4 protein-coding genes and 1 tRNA gene are annotated in these 3,942 nt (G+C 56.3%); 4 read left to right on the top strand and 1 reads right to left on the bottom strand.

The features are described from left to right. The first annotated feature begins 350 nt into the window (after nt 1-350). The 4 genes from C4885_RS15690 to C4885_RS15705 all read left to right on the top strand — a co-directional run bounded on the left by C4885_RS15690 (nt 351) and on the right by C4885_RS15705 (nt 3,624). On the top strand, nt 351-1,643 hold the full coding sequence (locus tag C4885_RS15690; RefSeq protein ID WP_114001229.1) for an O-acetylhomoserine aminocarboxypropyltransferase/cysteine synthase family protein: 1,293 nt from the start codon (nt 351-353) through the stop codon (nt 1,641-1,643). A 21-nt stretch (nt 1,644-1,664) separates the two neighbouring features. Beyond that, on the top strand, nt 1,665-2,606 hold the full coding sequence (gene metA, locus C4885_RS15695) for a homoserine O-succinyltransferase (protein ID WP_114001230.1): 942 nt from the start codon (nt 1,665-1,667) through the stop codon (nt 2,604-2,606). A gap of 9 nt (nt 2,607-2,615) precedes the next feature. After that, nucleotides 2,616-3,404, top strand: coding sequence for a glycosyltransferase family 2 protein (locus tag C4885_RS15700; protein ID WP_114001231.1), 789 nt, complete (start codon nt 2,616-2,618; stop codon nt 3,402-3,404). Between the two features lie 144 nt (nt 3,405-3,548). Next, nucleotides 3,549-3,624: transfer RNA gene (locus C4885_RS15705), tRNA-Pro, on the top strand. A gap of 128 nt (nt 3,625-3,752) precedes the next feature. Here the strand turns inward: C4885_RS15705 and C4885_RS16860 are convergent. Then, the coding region (locus C4885_RS16860) for a hypothetical protein (protein ID WP_207657612.1) at nt 3,753-3,942 on the bottom strand (190 nt) is incomplete at its 5' end.

Below are 3,942 nucleotides of genomic sequence, written 5' to 3' on the forward strand. Positions count from 1 at the left end.
ATTATCTGCGCTTTTGGCTTAGCAGCTGCCGCACCTCGCTCGCCGTATCGGCACTTAGAATTATGCGGTATTGCCCTAAATTTCTGCAACGCCTCCAGCAATTTGTAGGGGACGATGCTTGCATCGTCCCTCTGGATGGGCCTTGTTGCATTGCTTGCTTTCAAAAAAACAATCTCCCCCACACACCATGCATTTTCCCAAACTTCCCCGCCGCCTGCCGCAAATCAGGCGGCATTTTTGTGTTCCTTTCCTGTTTTATGGCAACTATCCCCCGCCGCCCTTGATTTTACCCACCAAAACCTTTACAATAAGATTAAATATTACCGCTTTTGCGGAAAGGAAGTAAGATCATGGATCAGTCCAGCAAATACAGCATCAATACCTTGTGCGTACAGGGCGGCTATACCCCCGGCAACGGCGAACCCCGCCAGATTCCCATTGTGCAGAGCACCACTTTCAAATATGATAGCTCCGACGATATGGGCAAGCTGTTCGACCTGCAGGCCAGCGGTTATTTTTATTCCCGCCTGCAAAACCCCACCTGCGATACCGTCGCTGCCAAGATTACCGAACTGGAGGGCGGCACCGCCGGTATGCTGACCGGTTCCGGCCAGGCAGCCAACTTCTTTGCCCTGTTCAACATCTGCAACGCGGGCGACCACATCGTTTCTTCCAGCTCCATTTACGGCGGCACCTTCAACCTGATCTCCGTCACCATGGCAAAGATGGGCATTACCGCCACCTTTGTCTCGCCTGACTGTACCGAGGAAGAGCTGAACGCCGCGTTCCAGCCCAACACCAAGGCTGTCTTTGGCGAAACCATTGCCAACCCCGCCCTGACGGTGCTGGATATTGAAAAGTTTGCCAATGCAGCCCACGCCCACGGTGTGCCGCTGATTGTGGATAACACCTTTGCCACCCCCGTCAACTGCCGCCCCATTGAATGGGGTGCCGATATCGTGACCCATTCCACCACCAAGTACATGGACGGCCACGGCGCAACCCTGGGCGGTGCCATTGTGGACGGCGGCAAGTTCGACTGGATGGCTCATGCCGATAAGTTCCCCGGCTTGTGCACCCCTGATGACAGCTACCACGGTATCACCTATGCCGAGCACTTTGGCAAGGAGGGCGCTTTCATCACCAAGGCAACCGCACAGCTGATGCGTGACTTTGGCTGCGTGCAGAGCCCCATCAACGCCTACATGCTCAACCTTGGCCTGGAAAGCCTGCATGTGCGCATGGCCCGCCATTGCGAGAACGGCCAGGCTGTGGCAGAGTTTTTGGCCAGCCACCCGAAGATTGCCTATGTGAACTACTGCGGCCTGCCGGGCGATAAGTACCATGCTGTTGCCGAAAAGTACCTGCCCAATGGTTCCTGCGGCGTTGTCAGCTTTGGCGTAAAGGGCGGGCGCGAAGCCGCCGCTGCCTTTATGGGCCACCTGAAGATTGCCGCCATTGAGACCCATGTGGCCGATGCCCGCACCTGCTGCCTGCACCCCGCCAGCTCCACCCACCGCCAGATGAACGACGAGCAACTGATTGCCGCCGGTGTTCAGCCCGACCTGGTGCGCATGAGCTGCGGTCTGGAAGATAAGAACGACCTGATCCACGATATTGCCCAGGCACTTGACCAGATCTGACCGTTAAGGAGTTTACTGTTTATGCCTTTGATCATTCCCAAAGAGCTGCCCGCCTATGGCGAACTTTCGCGCGAGAACGTGTTTGTCATGCACCAGCAGCGTGCGCAGACCCAGCAGATCCGTCCCCTGCGCATCCTGATTTTGAACCTGATGCCCACCAAAATTGTAACGGAAACCCAGCTGGCACGCCTTTTGGCCAACAGCCCCCTGCAGGTGCAGCTGACCTTTTTGCAGACCAAGACCCATGATACCACCCACACCCCGCAGGAGCACATGAAGGCGTTTTATAAAACCTTTGATGCGGTGCGCAATGAGCGCTTTGACGGTATGATCATCACCGGTGCCCCCATTGAAGACCTGGACTATGAGGATGTGGACTACTGGAACGAGCTGTGCGAGATCATGGATTACAGCCGCGAAAACGTATATTCCACCATTCATCTGTGCTGGGGTGCGCTGGCCGGGCTGTATTACCACTTCGGCGTGCGCAAGGTACACCTGCCAGAAAAAATGTTCGGCGTGTTCGAGCACCGCGTGGTGCGGCCCTCCAACCCGCTGGTGCGCGGCTTTGACGAAATATTCTATGCCCCGCACAGCCGCTGGGCCGGGCTGAACCGCGCCGATATTGATGCCGCCCCGGAGCTGCGCATGCTGGCCGAAAGCGATGTTGCCGGCCCCATGCTGCTTTCCACTGAGTCCGGCCGCCAGATTTTTGTCATCGGCCACCCGGAATACGACAAGTACACTTTGGATGCCGAGTACCGCCGCGATGTAAAGGCGGGCAAGAAAATTCATGTGCCGGTCAACTATTACCCGGACGATGACCCCAACAAGGACCCCATTTTCCGCTGGCGTGCCCATGCGCACCTGCTGTATACCAACTGGCTGAACTACTATGTCTACCAGAACACCCCCTATGACCTGGATGATCTGGAAGCCGTGGTGGACCCGCCCCGCACCTGAGGAGGTCGTATGCCGAAGATCAGTGCCTGTATTGTGGCATACTGTGATTATGATGAAGTGTGCGCTGCCGTGCGCAGCGCGCTGGCCAACACCCCCGGCGATGACTTTGCCCTGTATGTGGTGGATAACGCCAGCCCTGACGGCTGCGGCCCCCGCCTGGCGCAGACAGATTTTGGCGATGTACGCGTGCAGGTGATCTGCCTGCCCAAGAACCTCGGCTTCGGCAAGGGCCACAACAGCATTATGGACCGCCTGACCAGCGATGTACACTTTATCCTGAACCCGGATGTGATCATTCACGATGACATCCTGCCCCAGATGGCGCAGTGGCTGCTGGACCACCCCGGCGTTGTGATGGCCACGCCGCAGCTCTATTTTCCGGATGGGCGCATCCAGAACCTGCCGCGCCGCAAGCCCACCCCGTGGCTGCTGCTGGCCCGCCAGCTGGCCCCGCGGTTTGGCGGTGTGATGCAAAAAGCTGACGAACATTACACCATGCAGGATGAGGACCTGACGATCCCCCGCCCCATTGAGTTTTGCACCGGCAGCTTTGCCGCCATCCGCACCGATGTGTTCAAAACCATCGGCGGTTTTGACCCCGAATACTTTATGTATGTGGAGGATGCCGACCTGACCCAGCGTGCTCTGCGCCAAGGGCTTGTCTACCTGCTGCCGCAGTTCACCGCCACCCACGCCTGGCACCGCGACCCCATGCGGGACGCAGGCAAGTTCAAAATGCAGTTGAAGAGCATGGGCCGGTATTTCAAAAAATGGGGCATCGGCAAGGGGAATGTGTAAACGGGTTATTGTTTCAGCAAAAAACACTTGCACTTATTGAGACCGCAGGAGTGCATATTGTGCGCACCTGCCGCCTCTTCTTCGTCATCTCCCAAATTTAGCACTTGACGCACACGGCGTGAACAGATATAATAGAAATGTTCACGAGGTGTTGCGCAGCTGGTAGCGCGCGTGGTTTGGGACCACGAGGCCGCAGGTTCGAGTCCTGTCACCTCGACCAAAATAAAAGCCGTAGATTCGTTAGAGTCTACGGCTTTTTCTTTTGCAAGTACACACTTTAGTACACACTTGCCTATTTTCTTTGTAAGTCGTGCACCAAATCCCTGTACACATCCGGATTCGCTTTCTTTAGTGCATCCATCGTTCCAGCATCCGGATGATATTTGAGCGCGATCGTTGTTTTCCGCTGGCGAAGGAATCCATCTGTTCCGAATTGAAAACAAAGCACGTTTCAAATTTAAGGCAACACCGCACAATTCCCGCCTTACGGCTTAAGCACCGCTCCGGCGGCTGCGGCACGGCATCTGCGTTGCCAAAA

It is taken from the genome of Subdoligranulum sp. APC924/74, from assembly GCF_003324125.1.
Taxonomy (GTDB): domain Bacteria; phylum Bacillota; class Clostridia; order Oscillospirales; family Ruminococcaceae; genus Gemmiger; species Gemmiger qucibialis.

Excerpts from the sequence above, each read along its gene's own strand:
- C4885_RS15700 (WP_114001231.1), top strand. The coding sequence starts at position 2,616 with ATGCCGAAGATCAGTGCCTGTATTGTGGCATACTGTGATTATGATGAA.
- metA (WP_114001230.1), top strand. The coding sequence starts at position 1,665 with ATGCCTTTGATCATTCCCAAAGAGCTGCCCGCCTATGGCGAACTTTCG.
- C4885_RS15690 (WP_114001229.1), top strand. The coding sequence starts at position 351 with ATGGATCAGTCCAGCAAATACAGCATCAATACCTTGTGCGTACAGGGC.